This is a genomic window from Geodermatophilus sp. SYSU D01119, from assembly GCF_054049975.1.
The window spans coordinates 96,325-115,691 of the sequence record NZ_JBJGYL010000006.1 but is presented as its reverse complement, the minus strand read 5'-3'; the positions used below and the strand labels follow the sequence as shown (position 1 = coordinate 115,691).

Here is a 19,367-nt window from a genome sequence, read left to right as displayed (position 1 = left end):
TGTGGAAGCGCGGGGGTGATGTGCACCTGCGGCGCACCTCGGCGCGGGAATGCGCCGGCACCGCACAACACCGACGCCGGTCGAGGTCGAGGTCGAGGCGTCCGGCGGGCCGGGGGAGCGCGCGGCTGGCACCCTCGGAGGGGTGCGCGCGCTGACGTCCCTGCCGGAGATGGCGCGCGAGGCGTTCCGCTCCCGGGTCTCCGGGGACCCGACCGGCGCGCCGGACTGGGTGCGCGACATCGCTCGCGTCGGCAGCGGCCCCGGCTGGTTCGAGCCCGACGGCGTCGTCTGGCGGGTGCACGGCGACCTGTCCACCCTCGTCGGTGGCGTCGCGGCGCTGCTGGGCCAGGCGGCGCACCCGCTCGCGCTCGCCGGCGTCCAGCAGCACTCCGCCTACCGCGAGGACCCGTGGAAGCGCCTCGCCGGCACCGCCCGCTGGCTGGTGGTGAGCACCTTCGGGTCGGAGGAGCTGGCCGAGCGCGAGGCCGCCCGGGTGCGCGGCATGCACGCCACCGTCCGCGGCAGGGTGCGCGGGCGCCCCTACTCCGCCTCCGACCCGGCGCTGCTGCGCTGGGTGCACCTGGCCTTCACCGACGCCTTCCTCGCCGCCCAACAGGCCGTCGGCACCGACCTCACCGCCCGCTTCGGCCGCGGCTGGCCCGACGCCTACGTCCGCGACTGGGCCCGCAGCGCCGAGCGGCTCGGCACCACCGACCTCCCGCGCAGCGCCGCCGAGCTCGCCGAGGCGCTCGCCGCGTACCGCCCGCAGCTCGCGCCCGTCCCCGACTCGCTGCGCGCCTTCCTCGCCGCCCCGCCCGGGCTCAGCACCCCGGAGCGGGTCTTCTACCGCGGGCTGTCCGGCGCCGCGGCGCACCTGGTGTCGCCGGCCCTCGCCGGGTGCGCCGGCGTCCCCGGCCGCGGGCGCGGCGGCGCCGCGCAGATCGCCGTCGCCCGGGCACAGCTGCGCGGACTGCGGCTGGCGCTGGGCAGCCACAGCCCGTCGGAGGAGGCGGCCCGCTGGCGGCTCGGGATGGGACCCGCGCCGGCCTGGGCGGAGGAGGACGCCGCCTAGCGGCGGCGCGGCCGTCGCCCGGGAGCCGTCGCCCTGGAGCCGTGGCCCTGGAGCCGTCGCCCTGGAGCCGTCGCCCTGGGAACGCCGCCCGGAGACGACGGGGCCCCGCCCCGGCGGACCGGGACGGGGCCTCGAACGGAGCGGGATCAGCCCTCGGCGGGCGGGGCCAGCACGACGTCGACCGCCAGCGGGCCCTCACCGGCGACCAGCGACAGCGACGCGATCCGCCCGGCGTCGACGAGGTCGGCGCGGCCGGCCTCCAGCAGCGGCAGCTGGGCCTCCGGCGCGGTCACCGTGGCCGACTCGACGTCGGCGCGCATCGACACCTTCGCGTCGGACTTCGCCTTCCGGACGCCGGCCAGCGCGGCGGCCACCACCGGCACGACCTCCGGGTCGCCGCCCGCGGGCAGCTCGTCGGCGGCGGGCCAGGAGGCGCGGTGCACCGAGCCGGCCTGCCACCAGGACCAGACCTCCTCGGTGACGAACGGCAGCACCGGCGCGAACAGCCGCAGCTGCACCGACAGCGCCAGCGCCAGCGTGGCCTGCGCCGACTCGGCGGCCGCCCCGGTGCCGTAGGCGCGGGACTTCACCAGCTCCACGTAGTCGTCGCAGAACGACCAGAAGAACGACTCGGTGACCTCGAGCGCGCGGGTGTAGTTGTAGGCCTCCATCGCCGCGGTGGCCTCGTCGACGACGCCGGCCAGCCGGCGCAGCAGCCCGAGGTCGATCGGCTCGGTCACCTGCTCGGCCGACAGGCCCGCCGTCACGCCGAGGCCCAGCACGAACTTGCCGACGTTGAGGATCTTCATGGCCAGCCGGCGGCCGACCTTCATCTGTGCCTCGTCGAACGGCGAGTCCGCGCCCGGGCGGGCGCCGGCGGCGCGCCACCGGACGGCGTCGGTGCCGTAGCGCTCGAGCACGTCGACCGGGGTGACGACGTTGCCCTTGGACTTCGACATCTTCTTGCGGTCGGGGTCGACGACGAACCCGGAGATGGTGGCGTGCGTCCACGGCACCGCGCCGAACTCGAAGTGCGAGCGGACGACGGTGGAGAACAGCCAGGTCCGGATGATGTCGTGCGCCTGCGGGCGCTGGTCCATCGGGAAGACGTGCGCGAACAGCTCCGGGTCGGTGTCCCAGCCCGACGCCACCTGCGGCGAGAGCGACGACGTCGCCCAGGTGTCCATGACGTCGGGGTCGGCCATGAAGCCCCCCGGGACGCCGCGCTGCGACTCGTCGTAGCCCTCGGGCACGTCGGAGGCCGGGTCCACCGGCAGGGACGCCTCGGGCGCCAGGATCGGCTCGTCGTAGACCGGGTCACCGGCCTCGTCGAGCCGGTACCAGACCGGGAACGGGACGCCGAAGAAGCGCTGCCGGCTGATCAGCCAGTCGCCGTTGAGGCCCTCGACCCAGTTCTCGTAGCGGTGCCGCATGTGCTCGGGCACCCACTGGATCTCCCGGCCGCGGGCGACCAGCGCGTCCCGCAGCGACGCGTCCCGCCCGCCGTTGCGGATGTACCACTGCCGCGTGGTGACGATCTCCAGCGGGCGCTCGCCCTTCTCGAAGAACTTCACCGGGTGGGTGATGGCCTTCGGCTCGCCCTGCAGGTCGCCGGACTCGCGCAGCAGCTCCACGATCCGCTGCTGGGCGCTGAACGCCGTCTTCCCGGCGAGCTCGGCGTAGACGTCGGCGGGCACGCCGTCGGGGGCGTCGGCCACGAAGCGGCCGTCCCAGCCGACGACGGCGCGGGTGGGCAGCTGCAGCTCGCGCCACCAGGTGACGTCGTTGAGGTCGCCGAAGGTGCAGATCATCGCGATGCCCGAGCCCTTGTCCGGCTCGGCCAGGCGGTGGGCGACCACCGGCACCTCGACGCCGAACAGCGGCGTGCGCACCGTCTGCCCGAACAGCGGCCGGTACCGCTCGTCGTCGGGGTGGGCGACCAGCGCGACGCACGCCGGCAGCAGCTCGGGCCGGGTGGTCTCGATGAAGACCGGGCCCTCGGGGCCCGCGAACGCGATCCGGTGGTAGGCGCCGGGCCGCTCGCGGTCCTCGAGCTCGGCCTGGGCGACGGCGGTGCGGAAGGTGACGTCCCAGAGGGTCGGCGCCTCCTGCGCGTAGGCCTCCCCGCGGGCCAGGTTGTGCAGGAACATGCGCTGCGCGGTGGCCCGGGAGGTGGCCGAGATGGTCCGGTAGACGTTCGACCAGTCCACCGACAGGCCCACCCGGCGCCACAGCTGCTCGAAGGCGCGCTCGTCCTCCTCGGTCAGCCGCTCGCACAGCTCCACGAAGTTGCGCCGCGAGACCGGGACCTGGTCCTTGCCGGGCTTCGCCGGCGGCTCGAAGGACGGGTCGTAGGGGAGGGCCGGGTCGCAGCGGACGCCGTAGTAGTTCTGCACCCGCCGCTCGGTGGGCAGGCCGTTGTCGTCCCAGCCCATCGGGTAGAAGACGTGCTTGCCGCGCATGCGCTGGTAGCGGGCGACGATGTCGGTGTGGGTGTAGCTGAACACGTGGCCCACGTGCAGCGAGCCGCTCGCGGTCGGCGGCGGGGTGTCGATCGAGTACACCCGGGAGCGCGGGGCGGCGAGCGCCGCGGCGCGGTCGAACGCGTAGGTGTCCTGCTCGGCCCAGCGGGCCACCCAGGTGTCCTCGAGACCGTCGAGGGTGGGCTTGTCGGGTACGCCCGCTCCGGCTCCCGGAGCGGTGCTGACCGGGGTGAGGGGATCGGCGACCATGGCCTCCATCCTAGGAACCCGGCGGCTGGCATCCTGGGGAGGATGAGCAGCGACCTGTCACGCGTGGAGAAGGAGCTGCTGGCACGCTGGCCGGAGACGCGGCTGGAGCCCTCGCTGGGCCGCATCTCCGCCCTCGTCGACCTGCTCGGCAGCCCGCACCGGGCCTACCCGGTGGTGCAGGTGGCCGGCACCAACGGCAAGACGACGACGGCGCGGATGGTCGACGAGCTGCTGCGCGGGTTCGGCCTGCGCGTCGGCCGGTTCACCAGCCCGCACCTGCAGTCGGTGCGCGAGCGGATCGTCCTGGACGGCGAGCCGGTGGACGCCGAGCGGTTCGTCGAGACCTACGACGACATCGCGCCCTACGTGCAGATGGTCGACGCCGCCGGCGAGCACCCGATGAGCTTCTTCGAGGTCACGGTGGGCATGGCGTACGCGCTGTTCGCCGAGGCGCCGGTCGACGTCGCCGTCATCGAGGTCGGCATGGGCGGCACGTGGGACGCCACCAACGTCGTCGACGCGCGGGTCGCCGTCGTCACGCCGGTGTCGCTGGACCACGCCGAGTACCTCGGACCCGACGTCACCACCATCGCCGGCGAGAAGGCCGGGATCATCAAGCCCGACGCGATCGCCGTCCTCGCCCGCCAGCAGCCCGGCGCGCTCGACGCGCTGGTGCGCCGAGCCGTCGAGGTCGAGGCCGTGGTGGCCCGCGAGGGCACCGAGTTCGGCGTGCTCGACCGGAAGGTCGCCGTCGGCGGGCAGCAGCTGCGGCTGCAGGGCCTGGGCGGCGAGTACGAGGACGTCTACCTCCCGCTGTTCGGCGCCCACCAGGCGCAGAACGCCGCCACCGCGCTGGCCGCCGTCGAGGCGTTCCTCGGCGCGGGCGCGGCCACCGGGCCGGTCGACGTCGAGACGGTGCGCGCCGCGTTCGCCGCGGTGCGCTCGCCCGGCCGGCTGGAGCGCGTGCGCACCAGCCCCAGCGTGCTCGTCGACGCCGCGCACAACCCGGCCGGGATGGCCGCCACCGTGGAGGCGATCCGGGAGTCCTTCGACTTCACCCGGCTCGTCGGCGTCGTCGGCTGCGTCCGCGGCAAGGACGTCGAGGGGATGCTGCGCGAGCTGGAGACCGTCTGCGCGGAGCTGGTGGTGACGCAGAACAGCTCGCCGCGGTCGATGCCGGCCGACGAGCTCGGGGCGCTCGCCGTCGACGTCTTCGGCGCCGACCGGGTGAGCGTCTCGCCGCGGCTGCCCGAGGCGATCACCGAGGCGATCGAGCTGGCCGAGGCCGGTCCCGACGACGCCCTCGGCGGCTCCGGCGTGCTGGTCACCGGCAGCGTGATCACCGCGGGGGAGGCCCGCACCGTGCTCGGCGGCTCGGCGTGACGGCACCCGATCCGGTCCGCGCCGCGCGGGCGCTGCGCGGCGCGGCCGCCGCCGTGCTGCTGCTCGAGGGCATCGCGGTGCTGTTCGTCCCGCGGGCCATCGCGCAGACCGAGGCCGGGCTCGGCGGCGTCCGGCTCGCGCTCCTGCTGGTCCTGGCGCTCCTCCTGGTGCTCGCCAGCGGCGTCCAGCGCCGGCCGCGCGGCCTGGAGATCGGCACCGCGCTGCAGGTCCCGCTCCTGCTGACCGGGCTGATCGACGCCTCGATGTGGTTCGTCGGCGGCGTGTTCGTGCTGATCTGGCTGTACATGCTGCAGATCCGCAAGGACCTGCTGGGCTCACCGTTCCGCGAGCCCACCGCGCCCCCGGACCGCGACGCCCCGCCCGCCTGAGCCCCGGTTCTGCCAGGGTGGCCCGGTGGGCCTCGACCGCGCGGTGCTGTTCCGGCTGGCCACGAGCACGCGCCTGGAGCGCGCCGTCCGCGCGGTGCCCGGCGGCGAGGCGCTGACCTGGTCCGCCGCGTCCCGCTACGTGGCCGGCCGCAGCCGCGCCGAGGCCCTGGCGGTGGCCGGCCGGCTGCTGGCCGCCGGGCGGGGCGTGAGCGTCGACCTCTTCGGCGAGCACGTGACCGATGTCGGCACCGCCGACGCGGTCACCGGGGAGTACCGGTCGCTCGCCGCCGCGCTGCCCCCGCCGCCGGCCGACGCCTGGCTCTCGGTCGACCTCAGCCACCTGGCCCTCGACACCGACCCGGCCGGGACCGCGGACCGCCTCGCCGCGATCGCGGGCGCCCTGCCCCCGGGGCGGCGGGTGCAGGTGGGCGCCGAGGAGGCCGGGCGCACCGACGCGGTGCTGTCCTGCGTCCTCGACGTCGCCGGCCGCGGCCTGGCCGACCGGCTCGGCGCCACCGTGCAGGCCAACCTGCTGCGCTCACCCGCCGACGCCGACGCCCTCGTCGCCGCCCGCGTCCACGTCCGGCTGGTCAAGGGCGCCTACGTGGAGCGGGCCGGGGTGCACCGCTACGGGGAGCCCACCGACGTCGCCTACCTGCGGCTGGGGGTGCAGCTGGCGGAGCGGGGCGCGGCCTGGTCGATGGCCACCCACGACGGGCGGCTGCGCGAGGCGCTGCTGCTGACCGGCGGCCCGGTGACCGTCGAGCAGCTCCTCGGCGTGCGGCCCGAGGTCCTCGACGACCTGGCCGGCCGGGGGATCCCGACGCGCGTCTACGTGCCGTACGGCGCCGACTGGTTCCGCTACTGGATGCGGCGGGTGGCCGAGTCCCGCGGGGCCTGAGCTCAGGCGGCCGGGCGAGCCTCGAGCTCCTCCCGCAGCCGCACGACGTCGGTGCCCAGCGAGCGCAGCACGCGCCCCACCACCGGGTCGGCGACGGCGAGGACGCCGACGACGAGGTGCCCGGTGTCGATGACCCGCTCGCGGCGCCGGCGCGGCTGCGCCAGCAGGTGCCGGAGCGCGCCCTCCAGTGCCCCCTTGGCGCCGTCGGCGAAGGGCAGGTGCCCGGTGCGCCGCCCCCGCCCGCGGTCGAGCGCGCCGGGGCCGAAGGCGGACTCCGCCGCGGCGCGCACCCGGTCGAGGTCGATCCCGACCGCGGCCAGGGCGTCGGCGTCCAGCGGGCAGGCCGTCCGGCCCAGCGCGTCGCGGACGGTGGCGTGGTCGAGGCCGGCGGCGCGCAGGGCCGTGCCGCCGCGGCCGGGGTCGCGGGCCAGCGCGAGCAGCAGGTGCACCGGCTCGATGCGCCCGGCCCGCAGGTCGCGGGCCTCCTGCTGGGCCACGACCACCGCGGTGCGGGCCTCCTGGGCGAAGCGTTCGAACACCTCAGACGTCCTTCCTGCTCCGGGCGTGCTTCTTGTGGACGGCCTGCCGGCTGACGCCGAGGGCCCCGGCGATCTGCTGCCACGACCAGCCGCGCGCCCGCGCGTTGCCGACCTGCAGCACCTCGAGGCGCTCGGCCAGCTCGCGCAGCGCCCGGACGGCGCGCAGGCCGGTGTCCGGGTCGTCGGCCGCGGCGGCGGTGGTGACGTCGGTGTGGGTGGCCATGTGTCAACCATCGTTGACACCACGGCCGATGTCAACCCGAGTTGACACGCCGCGTCCCGTAGGGTGCCGCCTCGTGACTGATCGCACCCTGGTCCTCGTCAAGCCCGACGGCGTCGCCCGCGGCCTGGTCGGAGAGGTCGTCTCGCGGCTGGAGGCCAAGGGCCTGCGCCTGGTGGCCGCCGAGCTGCGCACCCTGACCCGCGAGGTCGCCGAGGAGCACTACGGCGAGCACCGCGAGAAGCCCTTCTTCGGCTCGCTCGTCGAGTTCATCACCGGCGGCCCGCTGCTCGCCCTCGTCGTCGAGGGGCCGCGTGCCGTCGAGGCGTTCCGCGCCCTGGCCGGCGCCACCGACCCGGTGAAGGCCGCCCCCGGCACCATCCGCGGCGACTTCGCCCTCGAGGTGCAGTCGAACATCGTCCACGGCTCGGACTCCGCCGAGTCCGCCGCGCGCGAGATCGGGCTGTTCTTCCCCGACCTGTGATCGGGTGGACCGCGCCCCTGGGGCCCGGGTGAGCATGGGCAGCATGGGAGAGCCGCTCGTCCGGGCCCGGGGGCTGGTCAAGCGCTTCGGCACGTACACGGCCGTCGACGGGATCGACGTCGACATCGCGCCCGGGGAGGCCTTCGGCTTCCTCGGGCCCAACGGCGCCGGCAAGAGCACGACCATGCGGATGGTGGGTGCGGTCTCCCCGCCCACCGCGGGCGAGCTGCGCATCCTCGGGATGGACCCGGCCGTCGACGGTCCGGCCATCCGCGCCCGACTCGGCGTCGTCCCGCAGACCGACAACCTCGACCTCGAGCTCACGGTCGCCGAGAACCTGCTGGTCTACGGCCGGTACTTCGGCCTGCCGCGGGCCGTGGTGCGCGAGCGGACGGCGGAGCTGCTCGACTTCGTCCAGCTCACCGACCGGGCCGGCGACCGCGTCGAGCCGCTGTCGGGCGGCATGCGCCGGCGGGTGACGATCGCCCGCGCGCTGGTCAACGACCCCGACGTCGTCCTGCTCGACGAGCCCACCACCGGCCTGGACCCGCAGGCCCGCCACGTGCTCTGGGAGCGGCTCTACCGGCTCAAGCAGCGCGGGGTCACCCTCGTGCTCACCACGCACTACATGGACGAGGCCGAGCAGCTCTGCGACCGGCTGGTGGTCATGGACCGCGGCCGGATCGCCGCCGAGGGCAGCCCCGCGGAGCTCATCGCCACCTGGTCGACCCGCGAGGTGTGCGAGCTGCGCTTCCCGTTGACCGAGGGCGGCCCCGGGCCGGCCGCGCACGCCGACGCCCTGGCGCCGCTGGTCGCGCGCGGGCTGGCCGAGCGGGTCGAGGTGCTGCCCGACCGGCTGCTGCTCTACACCGCCGACGGCGACGCGGCCCTGTCGGCGGTGCTGGCGCACGGGCTGCAGCCGGTCTCCTCGCTGGTGCGGCGCAGCTCGCTGGAGGACGTCTTCCTGCGCCTCACCGGCCGCAGCCTGGTGGACTGACCGTGCCCGGCGCCGCCGCGGTCTCCTTCTTCCGCCAGCGCCTGACCGCGCACCGCCACTACTGGCGCAGCAGCGCGATCGGCAGCGTGCTGGAGCCGGTGCTCTTCCTCGCCGCGATGGGCCTGACCCTCGGCTCGCTGGTCGACCGCGGCCCCGGCGTGCCCGGCGGCGCCGGGTACCTCGCGTTCCTCGCGCCCGGCCTGCTCGTGGCCGCCGCCATGCAGACCGCCACCGGCGAGTCGAGCTACCCGGTGCTCGGCGCCATCAAGTGGGACCGGGTCTACGAGGCGGTGCTGGCCACCCCGGCCCGCGCCGTCGACCTGCTCGCCGGGCACCTGCTCTACGTCGCGTTCCGGGTGGCGACGTCGGCCGCCGCATTCCTCGTCGTCCTGCTGCTGTTCGGCGCCGCGGAGAGCCCGCTGGTGGTGCTCGCGGTGCCGGTCGCGCTGCTGACCGGACTGGCGTTCGCCGCGCCGGTCACCGCCATGGCCGCCCGGCTGGAGGAGGACGCCGCGTTCGCCGCGCTCCAGCGCTTCCTCGTCGTGCCGCTGTTCCTGTTCAGCGGCACGTTCTTCCCCGTGAGCCAGCTGCCGGCGGCGCTGGAGTGGTTCGCGTACGCCACCCCGCTGTGGCACGGCGTCACCCTCGCCCGGGAGCTGGCGCTGGGCACGGTCGACGGCGGCTCGGCGCTGCTGCACCTGGGCTACCTGCTGGTGTGGACGGCGGCCTGGGCGGCGCTGGCGGCCCGGGCGCTGCGGCGGCGGCTGGTCCGGTGACGGCGCCCCCGACCCCCGCGATCCCCGCCCCGGTCGCCCTGCTGCTGCGGGTCGTGCCGCTGTACCCGCTCTCGCCCCGCCGGGCCGGCCAGCTCGTGTACCGCAACCTGCTCGTGGCCCGGCGCAGCTGGCTGGTGTTCGTCTCCGGCTTCTTCGAGCCGTTCTTCTACCTGCTCTCCATCGGCGTGGGCATCGGCGGCCTGGTCGGCGACGTCGTCACCGACACCGGCGCGGCGCTGACCTACCAGGAGTTCGTCGCGCCGGCCCTGCTCGCCTCGGCGGCGATGAACGGCGCGGTCTACGACGCCGTGTTCAACCTCTACTTCAAGCTGAGGCACGCCAAGACCTACGACGCCGTGCTGGCCACGCCCCTGTCGGCGGCCGACACGGCGGTGGGGGAGACGGTCTGGGCGCTGCTGCGCGGCGCGGTCTACTCGACGGCGTTCCTGATGGTGATGCTCGCGATGGGCCTGGTCGGCTCGTGGTGGGCCCTGCTCGCGCTGCCCGCCGCGGTGCTCATCGGCTTCGCCTTCGCCGCGGTGGGCCTCGCCGCCACCACCTGGCTGCGCGGCTGGCAGGACTTCGAGTTCGTGCAGGTCGCCGTCCTGCCGCTGTTCCTGTTCTCGACCACCTTCTACCCGCTGTCGACCTACCCGCGGCCGCTGCAGGCCCTGGTGGAGTGCACGCCGCTGTACCACGGCATCGAGCTGGTGCGGGGGCTGGTGACCGGCGACGTCCGCTGGGGCCTGCTCGGCTCGGCGGCCTACCTGGTGGTCATGGGCGTCGCCGGGCTGGCCGTCGGCGCCCGCCGCCTGGAGCGGCTGCTGCTCCGGTAGGGAGGTGGTGTTCCGGTGAGAAGGCCCCCTCGCAGGGGCCCGTCGCGAGCTCGCGAGTGGCGGGGGGCGAGGGGGTCCTTGATCAGGCGACCGCGATGAGCGGCCGGCCCGAGCGCACCATGTGCTCCACGGCGGACGCCGGCACCGGCGAGCCGAACAGGTGGCCCTGGGCGGCGTCGCACCCCAGCGACCGCAGCGCCGCGAGCTGGCCCGGCTGCTCCACGCCCTCGGCGACGACCTGCAGACCCAGGCTGTTGCCCAGCGCGATCACGGCGTCGGCCAGCGACCCGGCCGCCTGGCCCGCCGCGAGCAGCGCCACCGACGACGAGTCGATCTTCAGCCGGTCCAGCGGCAGGTCCTGCAGCCGGGCCAGCGAGGAGGAGCCGGTGCCGAAGTCGTCGATCGCCACGTGCACGCCGAGCGCCCGGACGTCGCGGATGCCGGCCGCGGCGTCGGGGCCGGACGCCACCGCCTCGGGCACCTCGATCTCCAGCCGGGCGGGGTCGACGCCGGAGGCGCGGGTGGCCGCGGCCAGCGTGACGGCGAGGTCGCCGGTGGCCAGCCGCCGCGGCGAGACGTTGACCGCCATCCGCAGCTCGGGCAGGCCGGCGTCGTCCCAGGCGCGCAGCTGACCGCAGGCCTGGCCGATCACCCAGTCGTCGATCGCGTCGATGACGCCGGTGGCCTCCGCGACCGGGATGAACCCGGCCGGCTCGACCAGGCCGCGGCTGCCGGACTGCCAGCGGGCGAGCGCCTCGACGCCGGTGACCGCGCCGGTCCGCAGGTCCACCTGGGGCTGGTAGAGCACCCGCAGCTCCCCGCCGTCGACGGCGGCGCGCAGGTCGCGCACCAGCTCGTCCTGCGCGGCGACCTCCTCGCGCATCCCGCGCTCGAACACCCGCACCCGGTTCTTCCCGCCGGATTTGGCCACGTACATCGCGAGGTCGGCGTCGCGCAGCAGGGCGTCCATGCCGCGGCGGTCGGTGGGGTCGGTGAGCGTGACGCCGACGCTGCCGCCGACGGTGAACCGCTCGCCGCCCCACGGCACCGGCTCGCGCAGCGCCGCGAGCAGCCGCTCGGCCACGGTCACCACGTCGCGGCGGCCCTCGACGTCCTCCATGAGCACCACGAACTCGTCGCCGCCGAGCCGGGCCACGGTGTCGGCCGGGCGCACGTGCGACTCCAGCCGCCGGGCCACGGCGACCAGGACGGCGTCGCCGGCCTCGTGGCCGAACTCGTCGTTGACCGTCTTGAAGTCGTCGAGGTCGAGCAGCAGCACGGCGTGCCGGCGCACCCGCCGGTCGGCGAGGGCGTGCTCCAGCCGGTCCTGCATGAGCGCGCGGTTGGCCAGGCCCGTGAGCGGGTCGTGCAGGGCGCGGCGGGCCAGCTCGCCGGCCTGCGCCTCCAGCTGGCGGGCGGTCGCCCTGGCCTCGGCCTCGCGGCGCTTGGCGCCGGTGATGTCGCGGCTGATGCCCGCCACGCCGGTGGCTCGGCCGTCGTCGCCGCGGATGACGGAGAAGGTCACCAGCGCGTCGAACACCGAGCCGTCGCGGCGGCGGTGCACCCGCTCCTGGGCGCCGGACGGCAGCGTCGTCAGGTCGGCGGGCAGGGGGGCGCCGCCGGACAGCAGGGAGGCGTGCTGTCCGAGCACCTCCTCGGCCCGCCAGCCGTACAGCCGCTCGGCACCGGGGTTCCAGCTGGTGATCGTCCCGTCGACGGTGGTGGTGACGACGGCGTCGTCGGTCGACTGCACGACGGCGGCCAGCCGGGCCAGCTCGTCGCGCTGGGCGCGCAGCTCGCCGGTCCGCTCGGCGACCACCTGCTCGATCTGCTCCCGCCGGTCGTCGAAGCGGCGCCAGGCCGCCAGGCACGCCCAGCTCTCCAGCAGCACGAACCCGGCGTGCAGGGCGGCCATCGGCAGCGGCGCGGCGGAGTGCGAGAAGACGGCGTGCGGCGCGAGGGTGCCGAGCAGGAGGTGGTGCGCCGCGACGAAGCCGACGGCGAGCAAGAACGGCGCCCGCGCGGCGTACAGCGCGGCCAGCGGCAGCAGCGCGAAGAACAGGAAGTGCGCCTCGGTGGCGCCGTCGGACAGGTACACCACCACGGCCGCGGTGGCCATGAGCGCCAGGGCGGCGGCGCCCGCGCGGGTGCTGCGGTGCAGCGACGGCAGCCGGGCGAGCAGGACGAGCGCCAGGAGGGGAGCGGTGCCCAGCAGCGCGGGCCCCGGCCCGGCGCCGCGCAGGAGCGCGTACACCGGCACCGCGGCGACGAGGACGGCCAGCGCGCGCAGGACGAAGGCGTGGTGGGCGTCCCACTGCTCGGCCGGCATCGCGCGGCCGTGCGGGAGGGAGGAGAGCGCCGCCCGGACCCAGCCGCGGGGTCGGGTCGGGACGCCGCTCCCGGCGTCGGTCTGCGTACCGGTGATCCCGGCCGGCTGGGTCATGCTCCCCCTCGGAACCGCCCCCGCTGGTCACGGTCAGTGTAGAGGCGATCACGCATCGCCGCCTCCCGACGGAGGCGGCCGGAACCGGGCCGGACGGCGTCTACCCTGGACCGGTCATGAGCGGAGAGAGCCTGTACCCCCGTCTCGAGCCCCTGCTGGCCCAGGTGCAGAAGCCCATCCAGTACGTGGGCGGTGAGCTGAACGCCCAGGTCAAGGCCTGGGACGACGTGGCCGTGCACTGGGCGCTGATGTACCCCGACGCGTACGAGGTGGGGCTGCCCAACCAGGGCCTCATGATCCTGTACGAGGTGCTCAACGAGCGCCCCGACGCCCTCGCCGAGCGCACCTACGCCGTCTGGCCCGACCTCGCCGCCCTCATGCGCGAGCACGGCGTCGGCCAGTTCACCGTCGACGCCCACCGCCCGGTGCGCGACTTCGACGTCCTCGGCGTCAGCTTCGCCACCGAGCTCGGCTACACCAACCTGCTCGAGGCGCTCGACCTCGCCGGCGTCCCGCTGCACGCCCGCGACCGCGACGAGACGCACCCCGTCGTCGTCGCGGGCGGGCACGCCGCGTTCAACCCCGAGCCGATCGCCGACTTCGTCGACTGCGCCGTCCTCGGCGACGGCGAGCAGGTCGTCGGCGACGTCACGGACGTCGTCGGGGCGTGGAAGGAGCAGGGCCGCCCCGGCGGCCGCGAGGAGCTGCTCGCCCGCCTCTCCCGCGTCGACGGCGTCTACGTGCCCCGCTTCTACGCCGTCTCCTACGGCGCCGACGGCACGATCGCGTCGGTGACCCGCACCCGCGACGACGTCCCGGCCCGCGTCGGCAAACGCACCGTCATGGACCTCGACGAGTGGCCGTACCCGAAGACGCCGCTGGTGCCGCTCGCCGAGAGCGTGCACGAGCGGATGAGCGTGGAGATCTTCCGCGGCTGCACCCGCGGCTGCCGGTTCTGCCAGGCCGGGATGATCACCCGCCCCGTGCGGGAGCGGACGATCACCGGCATCGGCTCGATGGTCGACCAGGGGCTGCGCGCCACCGGCTACGAGGAGGTCGGGCTGCTCTCGCTGTCCAGCGCCGACCACTCGGAGATCGCGCAGGTGGCCAAGGAGCTCGCCGACCGCTACGAGGGCACCAACACCGGCCTGTCGCTGCCCTCCACCCGCGTCGACGCCTTCAACGTCACCCTCGCCAACGAGCTGTCCCGCAACGGCCGCCGCTCGGGGCTGACCTTCGCGCCCGAGGGCGGCAGCGAGCGCATCCGCCGGGTGATCAACAAGACCGTGTCCAAGGAGGACCTGGTCCGCACGGTCACCACCGCGTACGCCAACGGCTGGACGCAGGTGAAGCTGTACTTCATGTGCGGCCTCCCCACGGAGACCGACGAGGACGTGCTCGAGATCGCCGAGCTCGCCGTCGAGGTCATCCGCGCCGGCCGCGAGGCCAGCGGGCGCAAGGACATCCGCTGCACCGTCTCGATCGGCGGGTTCGTGCCCAAGCCGCACACCCCGTTCCAGTGGGCCGGGCAGGCCAGCGCCGAGACGATCGACCACCGGCTGCGGGTGCTGCGGCAGGCCATCAACGCCGACCGCCGCATCGGCCGCTCCATCGGCCTGCGCTACCACGACGGCAAGCCCGGCGTGATCGAGGGCCTGCTGTCCCGCGGCGACCGCCGCGTCGGCCGGGTCATCGAGCGCGTGTGGCGCGAGGGCGGCCGCTTCGACGGCTGGAGCGAGCACTTCTCCTACGAGCGGTGGACGGCCGCCGCGGCCGAGGAGCTGGCCGCGTTCGGCGTCGACCTCGACTGGTTCACCACCCGCGAGCGCACCCAGCACGAGGTCCTGCCCTGGGACCACCTGGACTCGGGGCTGGACAAGGAGTGGCTCTGGGACGACTGGCAGGAGGCCCTCTCGGAGGAGGAGGTCGCCGACTGCCGGTGGACGCCCTGCTACGACTGCGGCGTCTGCCCGACCATGGGCACCGAGATCCAGATCGGCCCGACCGGGCGCAGCCTGCTGCCGCTCACCGTCGTGGGTCGCTGAGATGGCCGCTGAAATGGCCGCCGAGATGGCCGCTGAGATGGGCCGCTGACCGTGGCCCGTTCCCCGGAGGGCCCGCCCCCGCCGCCGACCGTGCAGAAGCTGCGGCTGCGCTACGCCAAGCGCGGCCCGCTGCGCTTCGCCTCCCACCGCGACCTCGCCCGCGCGCTCGAGCGGGCGCTGCGGCGGGCGCGGGTGCCCATGGCCTACTCGGCCGGGTTCACCCCGCACCCGAAGATCAGCTACGTCGGGGCGGCGCCCACCGGGGCGGCCAGCGAGGCCGAGTACCTGGAGATCGGCCTGGCCGAGCGGCGCGACCCGGAGGAGGTCCGGGCGGCGCTGGACGCCTCGCTGCCGCCCGGCATCGACGTCCTCGAGTGCGTCGAGGCGGCCGAGGGCGGCGGGTCGCTGGCCGACCGGATCGACGCCGCGCGGTGGAGCATCGAGCTGCCCGGGATCGAGCCGGAGCACCTGTCCGCGGTGGTCGCGGAGTTCCTCGCCCGCGACGAGGTGACCGTGGCCAAGCGCACCAAGAACGGCCTGCGCGACGTCGATGCGCGCGGCCCCGTGGCGTCGGCGTCCGTGGGCGGTGCGGCGGGACGTGCCATACTGCACGTGGTCGTCCGGCAGGTGACGCCCGCCGTTCGACCCGACGACGTGGTGGCCGCTCTGGCTGCCGTCGCCGACCTGCGCCCGCCGTCGCCCCCACGGGCCGTGCGTGAGGCGCAGGGCCGGCTCGACGGCAGCGGGACCGTGGCCGATCCGCTCGGTCCCGACCGAGAGGCGCGCACCCGCTGCCAGGGGGAGCACGCCCCGGTCTGACCGGAGCAGCCCGGGAGCCACCCGCCGCCGCGCGACACGGCTGCCAGACGTGCCGCACCCGACCGGCACCACCCGAGACCACCGGCACCACCGCACCACCTGCAGTCCGCACCACCTGCAGTCCGGCCCCGGCCACGGCGACCGCCGACCGGGACCGACCCACAGACTTCGCAGGCCGGGCGTGCCCGCCGTACCCAGTGCGGCCGCCCGGCCCGCCCAACCCGTGCTCCTGCGCGGCCGCCTGTCCCCACCGGGGACCGGCGCCCGGGAGCACCACACAGGAGGCGAGCCCTCGTGGCCGACCAGGACGACGACACCACCACCACGCCCGGGGGAGCCGGCAGCGGCACCCCCGACCTCCCGCCCGGCGACGCCGCGGCCGCGGAGGTCCTCACCGGGGAGGCGGCCACCGGCGCGAGCGGCGGCGAGCCGCTGCCGGAGCCGGACCCCGAGCCGGAGGCCGACGCCCCCGCCGACGAGGCCTCCCTCGGGGAGGCCCCCGTCGCGGAGGCCCCCGTCGCGGAGGCCCCCGTCGCGGAGGCCCCCGTCGCGGAGGCCCCCGTCGCGGAGGCCCCGCCCGCCGAGGAGCCCGCCGAGGAGGAGGAGCCCGTCGGCCCCCGCTTCGGCGCCCAGTTCAGCTCCCCGGAGCCCACCGCCGTCATCGCGCGGCCCCGCCGCCGGGCCACCCGCCCGGCCGGCGCCGCCGACCCCGGCAGCGTCGAGGTCCCGGCTCCGCCGCCGCCTCCGGTGCGGCCGGCCTTCGTCAGCTTCGTGGCCCCGCCCGAGGCCGAGGTCGCACCCGCGCCGCGCCGCCGCAGCCGCCGGCCGCTGCCCGAGTCGCCCGACGTCGAGGACCTGCAGGACGTCGCCGCGCCGGTGGAGGACGACGAGGAGACCCCCGCGCCGCGCTCCCGCCGCAGCCGCTCCCGCCGCCGTGGCGGCGCGGACGCCGAGGCGCCCGCCGAAGAGGCCCCGCTCGAGGACACCCCCGAGACGGGCCGGGACGTGGGCCGGGACGAGGACGCCGACGAGACCGCCGACGAGGCAGACCGGGACGACGCCGAGGACGGCGACCGCGAGGAGGCCGGCGGGAGCCGCCGCCGTCGCCGCGGGCGCCGCGGCCGCGGCCGGGGCCGCAGCGGTGAGGAGTCCGCCGACGCCGACGGTGACGCCGACACGGACGACGACGCCGACCGCGCCGGTGAGCGCGCCGCCGACGAGGACGCCGACGACACCGACGAGGACGCCGACACCGGCGAGGACGCCGACGGCGACGACGCCGAGGGCGGCTCGACCACCCGGCGCCGCCGCCGTCGTCGCCGCCGGGGCGGGGAGTCCGCCGGCGAGACGGCGACCGAGGACGACGACGACCGTCCCGAGCGCGCCGGCCGCAACGGCCGCGCCACCAGCGACGACGACGTCCGGGGCGTCGCCGGCTCCACGCGGCTGGAGGCCAAGCGCCAGCGCCGCCGCGAGGGCCGCGACACCGGCCGCCGCCGCGCGCCGATCCTCACCGAGGCCGAGTTCCTCGCCCGCCGCGAGGCCGTCGAGCGCCGCATGGTCATCCGCCAGCGCGGTGAGCGCACCCAGATCGCCGTCCTCGAGGACGGGGTGCTCGTCGAGCACTACGTCACCCAGGCGCAGGCGACGTCCTTCGCCGGCAACGTCTACCTCGGCCGGGTGCAGAACGTGCTGCCCAGCATGGAGGCGGCGTTCGTCGACATCGGCAAGGGGCGCAACGCCGTCCTCTACGCCGGCGAGGTCAACTGGGACGCCGCCGGCCTCACCGGCAAGCAGCGCTCCATCGAGCAGGCGCTCAAGTCCGGCGACAAGGTGCTGGTCCAGGTCACCAAGGACCCGATCGGCCACAAGGGCGCCCGGCTGACCCAGCAGGTCAACCTGCCCGGCCGGTTCCTCGTCTACGTGCCCGGCGGCTCGATGACCGGGATCAGCCGCAAGCTGCCCGACACCGAGCGGCAGCGGCTCAAGGACATCCTCAAGAAGATCGTCCCCGAGGACGCCGGCGTCATCATCCGGACCGCCGCGGAGGGCGCCTCCGAGGAGGAGCTCACCCGCGACGTGGCCCGGCTGCAGGCGCAGTGGGAGGTCATCAAGCAGAAGTCGGAGTCCACGAGCAACGCCCCGGCGCTGCTCTACGGCGAGCCCGACCTCGCCATCCGGGTGATCCGCGACGTCTTCAACGAGGACTTCAGCGAGCTCGTCGTCCAGGGCGACGAGGCCTGGGACACCGTCGAGGCCTACGTCGCGCACGTCTCCCCGGAGCTGACCGGGCGGCTGACCCGGCACACCGGCGAGGGCGACGTCTTCCGCGACCTGCGCATCGACGAGCAGCTCGCCAAGGCGCTCGACCGCAAGGTGTGGCTGCCCTCGGGCGGCTCGCTGGTCATCGACCGCACCGAGGCGATGACCGTCGTCGACGTCAACACCGGCAAGTTCACCGGCAGCGGCGGCAACCTCGAGCAGACCGTCACGCGCAACAACATGGAGGCGGCCGAGGAGATCGTCCGCCAGCTCCGGCTGCGCGACATCGGCGGCATCATCGTCATCGACTTCATCGACATGGTGCTCGAGAGCAACCGCGACCTGGTGCTGCGCCGGCTCACCGAGTGCCTGGGCCGCGACCGCACCAAGCACCAGGTGGCCGAGGTGACCTCGCTGGGCCTGGTGCAGATGACCCGCAAGCGCGTGGGCCAGGGCCTGCTCGAGGTGTTCTCCGAGCCGTGCGAGCACTGCCGCGGCCGCGGGGTGCTCGTGCACACCGACCCGGTGGACGACAAGCGCCGCGGCGGCTCCGCCTCCGGGAGCTCCGGTGGGGGCAACGGCGGCAACGGCCGGCGGGACCAGCGTGGCGACCAGCGCAAGGACGACCAGCGCGGGGACCAGCGCAAGGACGCCGAGCGGAAGGACGCCGAGCGCGCCGGGACCGCCGTGGCCGAGCAGCCGGCCGCGGACGCCGACAACGCTCCGGGCAGCGGCTCGGGCAACGGCTCAGGCGACGGCTCCGCCCCGGGGGAGGGACAGCGGACGGGTGGCCGCCGCAACCGCGGACGGCGCAACCGCGGCCAGTCCGGTGAGGAGCGGGCCGCCGAGGACGCCGCCGTGCTCGCCGCGGCCTCCAGCGGCGACGACGCCCCGGAGGACACGGCCGACGTGACCGCTGCCGAGGACACCGCCGCCGACGCCGCCCAGGACGTCGCGCCGGCCGAGGACGCCCCGGCCCAGGACCCCCCGGTCCAGGACGCTCCGGCCCAGGACCCCCCGGCCCAGGACCCTCCGGCCCAGGACCCCACGCCCGCCGACGTCGCCACCGAGGTCACCGTCCCCGACGACGCCACCCCGGAGCTGCCCGCGCCCGACGCGGTCGCCGGGCCGGCCGAGGTCGACGTCACGGTGCAGTTGGGCGCGGAGGTCCCGGGGGCCGAGGTCACCGAGCCCGAGCCCGAGCCCGCCGCGACCGGGCCCGAGCCGGAGGCCGCCGCGGCCGGGGACGACGAGGACGTGCCCCCGGGTGCCGGGCCGGACGACGCGGGTCCCGGCGACGACGAGCCGGTGCCCGCCGACGGCGTCGCGGTCGACGGCACCGGGGACACCACCGGCCCCGCGGACGCCGCCGTGCCGGCGCCCCGGCCGCGCCGTCGCCGTGCCGCCAGCCGCCCGGCGGGCCCGCCCGCCAGCTGACCGCCGGGCGCCCGGGGCCGCGTTCGACCCGG

General features: G+C 75.9%; 15 protein-coding genes. 11 read left to right on the top strand and 4 right to left on the bottom strand.

Features of this window, described 5'->3' with window-relative positions:
• Window positions 1–142 precede the first annotated feature (142 nt).
• Window positions 143–1,072 (top strand): oxygenase MpaB family protein, encoded by a 930-nt coding sequence (locus tag ACI79X_RS06475; RefSeq protein WP_457024599.1) that lies wholly within the window; start codon window positions 143–145, stop codon window positions 1,070–1,072.
• Between the two features lie 146 nt (window positions 1,073–1,218).
• On the opposite strand, the gene valS is transcribed toward ACI79X_RS06475, so the two are convergent.
• The gene (valS, locus tag ACI79X_RS06470) at window positions 1,219–3,804 is read right to left on the bottom strand and encodes a valine--tRNA ligase (protein WP_457024598.1); all 2,586 of its coding nucleotides are present in this window, start codon (window positions 3,802–3,804) and stop codon (window positions 1,219–1,221) included.
• A gap of 42 nt (window positions 3,805–3,846) precedes the next feature.
• On the opposite strand from valS, the gene folC reads away from it, so the two are divergent.
• The 3 genes from folC to ACI79X_RS06455 are packed head-to-tail and all read left to right on the top strand — an operon-like array spanning window position 3,847 to window position 6,477.
• Entirely contained in the window at window positions 3,847–5,187 is a 1,341-nt protein-coding gene (gene folC, locus ACI79X_RS06465) for a bifunctional tetrahydrofolate synthase/dihydrofolate synthase (RefSeq protein ID WP_457024597.1), read from the top strand.
• A complete protein-coding gene (locus ACI79X_RS06460) occupies window positions 5,184–5,576 on the top strand; it encodes a DUF4233 domain-containing protein (protein ID WP_457024596.1) in 393 nt (130 codons plus the stop codon). Before folC ends, ACI79X_RS06460 begins: the two co-directional genes overlap by 4 nt.
• Window positions 5,577–5,601: 25 nt before the next feature.
• Window positions 5,602–6,477 (top strand): proline dehydrogenase family protein, encoded by an 876-nt coding sequence (locus tag ACI79X_RS06455; protein WP_457024595.1) that lies wholly within the window; start codon window positions 5,602–5,604, stop codon window positions 6,475–6,477.
• Between the two features lie 2 nt (window positions 6,478–6,479).
• Here the strand turns inward: ACI79X_RS06455 and ACI79X_RS06450 are convergent, their stop codons facing one another.
• Together ACI79X_RS06450 and ACI79X_RS06445 are read right to left on the bottom strand one after the other, a co-directional pair.
• On the bottom strand, window positions 6,480–7,016 hold the full coding sequence (locus ACI79X_RS06450; RefSeq protein WP_457024594.1) for a Clp protease N-terminal domain-containing protein: 537 nt from the start codon (window positions 7,014–7,016) through the stop codon (window positions 6,480–6,482).
• A 1-nt stretch (window position 7,017) separates the two neighbouring features.
• Window positions 7,018–7,239 (bottom strand): helix-turn-helix domain-containing protein, encoded by a 222-nt coding sequence (locus tag ACI79X_RS06445; RefSeq protein WP_457024593.1) that lies wholly within the window; start codon window positions 7,237–7,239, stop codon window positions 7,018–7,020.
• A 73-nt stretch (window positions 7,240–7,312) separates the two neighbouring features.
• Between ACI79X_RS06445 and ndk the strand changes: the two genes are divergently transcribed.
• Genes ndk through ACI79X_RS06425 form a run of 4 tightly spaced genes read left to right on the top strand, consistent with a single transcriptional unit; the run spans window position 7,313 to window position 10,329 of the window.
• A complete protein-coding gene (gene ndk, locus ACI79X_RS06440; protein WP_457024592.1) occupies window positions 7,313–7,720 on the top strand; it encodes a nucleoside-diphosphate kinase in 408 nt (135 codons plus the stop codon).
• A gap of 43 nt (window positions 7,721–7,763) precedes the next feature.
• Window positions 7,764–8,717 (top strand): ABC transporter ATP-binding protein, encoded by a 954-nt coding sequence (locus tag ACI79X_RS06435; protein WP_457024591.1) that lies wholly within the window; start codon window positions 7,764–7,766, stop codon window positions 8,715–8,717.
• A 2-nt stretch (window positions 8,718–8,719) separates the two neighbouring features.
• The gene (locus ACI79X_RS06430; RefSeq protein WP_457024590.1) at window positions 8,720–9,493 is read left to right on the top strand and encodes an ABC transporter permease; all 774 of its coding nucleotides are present in this window, start codon (window positions 8,720–8,722) and stop codon (window positions 9,491–9,493) included.
• Window positions 9,490–10,329, top strand: coding sequence for an ABC transporter permease (locus tag ACI79X_RS06425; protein ID WP_457024589.1), 840 nt, complete (start codon window positions 9,490–9,492; stop codon window positions 10,327–10,329). Before ACI79X_RS06430 ends, ACI79X_RS06425 begins: the two co-directional genes overlap by 4 nt.
• 82 nt (window positions 10,330–10,411) lie before the next feature.
• Here the strand turns inward: ACI79X_RS06425 and ACI79X_RS06420 are convergent, their stop codons facing one another.
• Window positions 10,412–12,772: a putative bifunctional diguanylate cyclase/phosphodiesterase gene (locus ACI79X_RS06420; protein ID WP_457024588.1), complete on the bottom strand. Its 2,361-nt coding sequence runs from the start codon at window positions 12,770–12,772 to the stop codon at window positions 10,412–10,414.
• 116 nt (window positions 12,773–12,888) lie between these two features.
• Between ACI79X_RS06420 and ACI79X_RS06415 the strand changes: the two genes are divergently transcribed.
• The 3 genes from ACI79X_RS06415 (at window position 12,889) to ACI79X_RS06405 (ending at window position 19,335) form a co-directional block, all read left to right on the top strand.
• The gene (locus ACI79X_RS06415; protein WP_457024587.1) at window positions 12,889–14,817 is read left to right on the top strand and encodes a TIGR03960 family B12-binding radical SAM protein; all 1,929 of its coding nucleotides are present in this window, start codon (window positions 12,889–12,891) and stop codon (window positions 14,815–14,817) included.
• A 51-nt stretch (window positions 14,818–14,868) separates the two neighbouring features.
• Window positions 14,869–15,636 carry a TIGR03936 family radical SAM-associated protein gene (locus ACI79X_RS06410; RefSeq protein WP_457024586.1) on the top strand — a complete coding sequence of 256 codons (768 nt, stop codon included), beginning with the start codon at window positions 14,869–14,871 and terminating at the stop codon, window positions 15,634–15,636.
• A 294-nt stretch (window positions 15,637–15,930) separates the two neighbouring features.
• The gene (locus ACI79X_RS06405; RefSeq protein WP_457024585.1) at window positions 15,931–19,335 is read left to right on the top strand and encodes an Rne/Rng family ribonuclease; all 3,405 of its coding nucleotides are present in this window, start codon (window positions 15,931–15,933) and stop codon (window positions 19,333–19,335) included.
• Window positions 19,336–19,367 lie beyond the last annotated feature (32 nt).